Consider the following 4,857-nt stretch of genomic DNA (forward strand, 5'->3'; position numbering starts at 1 on the left):
ACGGATGGCAACCGGGTAAACCGAAATCCCGGAGGTTCGATTATTTATAATGAGCTGAAGGTCGCCTTAAACCCCGGTAAAACAGAATACCTCATTCAAATCCCCCGCTTTATTTCGCATTACCCCAATAGTCAGGTGTTGGCCGAACATATGCCGGAAGTGACTTCTTTCCGGTATGTCGAAATCGAAGGCTTAAAGGGGGATTTAACCACAGAACAGGTGCAGCAGCTCGCTTTATTGTATCGTTTTGATGAAGATGCCTCTGATTTTCAATCTTCCAGTGAAAACCTGAATCAAATCTGGGAATTGTGTAAACATACCCTGAAAGTAACTCCTTTTATGGGCGTTTATATTGATGGGGGAGCCCGTGAACGGATGCCCTATGAAGCCGATGCCTACATGCAACAGGTGGCGCATTATTGTGTGGATCGCGAATTTGCCATTCAGCGGTATACCACCGATTTTCTAATTTACAACCCCAGTTGGCCAACGGAATGGCACCTGCATATTGTTTTGATGGCCTGGGCCGATTACATGGCTACGGGCGACGAGCGTTTCCTGGAGAAGCGTTATGATGAATTGAAAAAGAAAACGCTAATGGGGCTGGCACGGGAGGATGGGCTGATCAGTACCCGCACCGGCTTGGTTACTCCCGAATTTCTGGAGAGCATCCATTACCACGGGAGAAGTTTCAGAGATATTGTGGACTGGCCACAGGGAACCCCTGCCAATGAACCGGAACTCAGTAGTGGCCATGGTAGTGTGACCCTGGCCGGGGAAACCGATCGTTTTGTGTTTTCGGATATCAACACCGTTGTAAATGCTTTTCATTACCACAACCTGGTGTTAATGGAAAAAATTGCAGGGGTTTTGGGAAAAGCGGAAGACGAAACATTTTTTAAACAAAGGGCTGCTCTTGTAAAATCCTCTTTTAACGAAAAATTACTGAACAAAGAAACAGGGATATATACGGATGGAGAAGGCGTGGAGCATAGTGCGTTGCATGCCAATATGTTTCCTGTGGCTTTTGGTCTTGCTCCGGAGAGCAATTATCCTGAAATCAGGGATTTTCTCATTTCCAGAGGAATGGCCAGCAGTCCGGGAATGTCGATGTACCTTTTTGATGCTCTTTACAAAATGGGGGCTGAGGACTATTCATTGGAACTTATTACAAACGAAACAGATCGGAGCTGGATGAATATGATCCGGTTTGGTACAACGGTTACTTCTGAAGCCTGGGATTTGAAGTACAAGCAAAATATGACCTGGAACCATGCCTGGAGTGCGATACCTGCTTATGTGATCTCAAGAAGAATTTGCGGGATTGAAGCCTTAGAGCCTTCTGCCCGGAAAATACAAATAAAACCACATCCCGGTGACCTGAAATGGGCGAAGATTAAACATCCAACCATCAGGGGAAGTGTTGAAGTTGATTTTGAAAACGAGGCTGATGTTTTTAAAATGAACATTACCATTCCTCCCAACACCCAGTCGGAGGTTTATATCCCCTTAAATTTTGAGGATTATACCTTGACGCAAAATGGAGAGACAGTCCAGGGTGAAAAACAGGAAAAATTTGTACTGCTCCGGGATGTAATGCCGGGAAGGCACTCATTCAAATTAACACGTAAATGATAGCTATGAAAACAGTAAATATCTTATCCGGTTTATTAATTGCACCTCATTTGTTCTCCTCTATGAATGCCAGTGCAATTTCTTTTGATCCTCCTAACGATCCACCCAATATTGTAGTTATCATGGCGGATGACTTAGGATTTTCCGACCTGGGGTGTTATGGTGGAGAGATACATACTCCAAACCTTGACCGGCTTGCTGACCAAGGGCTTCGCTTTACCCAGTTTTACAATTCCGGACGTTGTTGGCCAACGCGTTCTTCGTTGCTTACAGGTTATTACCCGCAACAGATAAACGCGGATGGTGTACGTGCCGCGTTCCCCCGATGGGGCTATTTGTTGCCTCATCATCTAAAACAGGCCGGCTACCGGAATTACCATAGCGGCAAATGGCATGTGCCGAATGTAACAACACAGATTGCAGCGGGTGGTTTCGATTGCTCCTACCAAACAGGCGCTTACGACGACCATTTTGCTGCTCAAAACCATTTTTTGGATGATGAAAAGTTGCCGCCTGCCGGAGGAGAGGGGGATTACTATTCCTCAACAGCCATCGCTGATTATGCCATCCGGTTTTTAGAAGAGCATCAACAGGAGCACGCAGATTCGCCATTTTTTCTTTACACAGCCTTCATTTCTCCTCATTTTCCATTGCAGGCTCCCAAAGAAGTTATTGAAAAATATCGCAACGATTACCTTAATGGCTGGGAAGAAATGAAAAGGCAGCGATTTGAGCGACAAAAAAACCTTGGATTTGAACTAGGAGAAAACAGTCCTTTTGAATACATGGTAACTGCTCCCTGGAGTTGGCCTGAACACGCGCTAAAAGACTCTATCCCCGGAGAAGTGCGTTATGCAAAACCATGGTATCAGTTGACTGAAAATGAGAAGTATCTTCAGGCAACAAAGATGGCTATTCATGCTGCAATGGTTGATGTCATAGATAAAGAGGTAGGACGTATTATGGAACAACTAAGGGCTATGGGAGAAGAAGAAAACACACTTGTATTATTCCTCTCGGACAATGGAGCCAGTGCGGAACAAATCATTCGGGGGAATGGGCATAATCCTGAAGCTCCGCTTGGTTCGGCTGAGTCTTATCTTTGTCTTGGTCCGGGTTTTTCAACTGCTTCCAATACGCCTTTTCGCCGCCATAAATTCTGGACACATGAAGGAGGCATTACAACTCCGCTTATTGCTTACTGGCCACAAGGGATTAAAGATAAGGGAAGCCTGCGTTACTCAATGGGGCACGTCGTCGATTTTCTTCCAACCTTTCTTGAACTTGCAGGAGTGGATCCCCTGATGGAAAAGGATGGATTTGAAGCTCCTACTCCGCCAGGGGAAAGTTTGGTGCCTGTTTTTACTGAAGATAAACAGTCAGAACGTGAAATCTGGTTTAGCCACAGTGGGAACAACGCTTTACGCCAGGGAAAGTGGAAAGCTGTTATTTCGTCCGATATTGATGGTAGGTGGCAACTTTACAACATGGCTGAGGACCGTACCGAACTGAATAACCTGGCAGATGACTTCTATCGTTTCGGGGATCCTGAGTGGAAAGAAAAAAATCAGGTACGGCTGCAGCAGATGAAAGAGCGATGGGAAGAACTGAATATTCTTTATCAGCAACAAGGAAAATCTGATTTTTAAATAAGCAACAAAAAAAAACTAAAGAAATGAAAAGAATTATTTCGAAGGGTGTCAAAATAGTTGTTGCATTGATTTCCCTTATTGCCTTTTTCATGGGTGCTACAGGCTGTTTCGCACAGTATGTTTCAGATTCCCCTGTTGTAATCGACGAAACCGATCGAACCGAAACTATCGTGCAAAAAATTGAAATCGATAAAGTTTGGGCAGGCCATCCGGTTGGTTTTTGTCTGCTTACAAAAGAGAACCGGCAGTACATTGCGTATTACAATGCCAATCGAAACATGGTGGTGGGTCAGCGAAATCTAAATGAGGATAATTTTGAATTGTATCTACTACCGCCTACCAAAAGGGAAGAAGCCGGAGGCACCAGTACCGTGTTGGACTGGGATAGCCATAATTTTGTCACTCTTGGAATTGACAAAGAGGGTTTTATACATCTCTCAGGGAATGTGCATGTGAATCCACTCACGTATTTTAGAAGTGAAAAGCCTAATGATATTTCACAAATGAAACAGATTTTCGAAATGGTGGGTACCGAGGAAAAACGGACGACCTATCCACATTTTATGCTGACAAAAGAGGGCGAATTGTTGTATCACTACCGCGATGGCGGAAGCGGAAACGGAAATGAAATTTATAACATTTACGATACAAAAACCAAAAGCTGGAAGCGTTTGCTGGACACTCCGCTTACCGACGGGCAGGGATTAATGAATGCTTACCAAACCCAGCCAACGGTTATGAAAGATGGGTGGTATCACATATACTGGGTGTGGCGCGATACGCCTGACTGCTCCACAAACCATGATCTTTCCTATATGAAAAGCCCCGATTTAAAAAACTGGTACAATGCTTCCGGAGAACAGATTCAAATGCCGGCAACAATTGATGATCAATCGCTGATAGTAGATCCGATTCCGGTAAAAGGAGGGATTATCAACCTGTCAGCACGGCTGGTACTCGATGATGATAACCAACCTGTTTTTGCATATCATAAATACGATCCGGAAGGAAATGTGCAGTTGTACACCGCACAATTAAAAAATGACGAATGGATTTATAAACAAATTACCGATTGGGATTACCGTTGGGAATTTTCAGGCAACGGAAGTATTAACACGGAAGTCCGTTTGAAAGATTTTAGAAAACGCGACGATGGATGCTACGAACTGGGATACTGGCATATTAAATACGGAAACGGCACCATCTTATTAAATGACAAATTTGAAAGGATTGGAAAAGTTCTCAAGCCCGAACCCTTTGGTAACCGTTTACAGGCGAAAGGCGATTTCCCAGGGCTTTTAGTTCAGACAGGAGGGGATTTGGGTGAATCCCCGGAGGAAGACATTCGTTATATGTTGAAATGGGAAACACTGAACCCTAACCGCGACCGTCCCCGCCCGAACCCTTGGCCCGAACCAAGCCGGTTGGTATTGTATAAAATAAAAGCAACCCACTGACAGGAAATTGATATCACTAGTGTCTCGTTTAAATATTAACTCGTTCTTTGAAAAAAAATGATAATCAATTGTTTGTAGTGATTTTTGTTGCGTGACGATTTGAATTGTTTCTT

General features: G+C 44.1%; 3 protein-coding genes. All 3 read left to right on the forward strand.

Annotated features, from left to right (window positions below; translation table 11 throughout):
- Nucleotides 1–1,635: alpha-L-rhamnosidase C-terminal domain-containing protein (locus AAC033_RS18305; protein WP_339740841.1), on the forward strand; the 1,635-nt coding region annotated here is incomplete at its 5' end.
- Between the two features lie 5 nt (nt 1,636–1,640).
- Nucleotides 1,641–3,284, forward strand: a complete 1,644-nt coding sequence (locus AAC033_RS18310; protein ID WP_339740843.1) for an arylsulfatase — start codon at nt 1,641–1,643, stop codon at nt 3,282–3,284.
- Between the two features lie 26 nt (nt 3,285–3,310).
- A complete protein-coding gene (locus AAC033_RS18315; protein WP_339740845.1) occupies nt 3,311–4,744 on the forward strand; it encodes a BNR repeat-containing protein in 1,434 nt (477 codons plus the stop codon).
- Nucleotides 4,745–4,857: the final 113 nt, after the last annotated feature.

Source organism: uncultured Sunxiuqinia sp. (assembly GCF_963974515.1).
Lineage (GTDB): Bacteria > Bacteroidota > Bacteroidia > Bacteroidales > Prolixibacteraceae > Sunxiuqinia.

What these genes read in the sequence shown, in the direction of transcription:
- AAC033_RS18310 (WP_339740843.1), top strand. Translation starts at nt 1,641, where the DNA reads ATGAAAACAGTAAATATCTTATCCGGTTTATTAATTGCACCTCATTTG.
- AAC033_RS18315 (WP_339740845.1), top strand. Translation starts at nt 3,311, where the DNA reads ATGAAAAGAATTATTTCGAAGGGTGTCAAAATAGTTGTTGCATTGATT.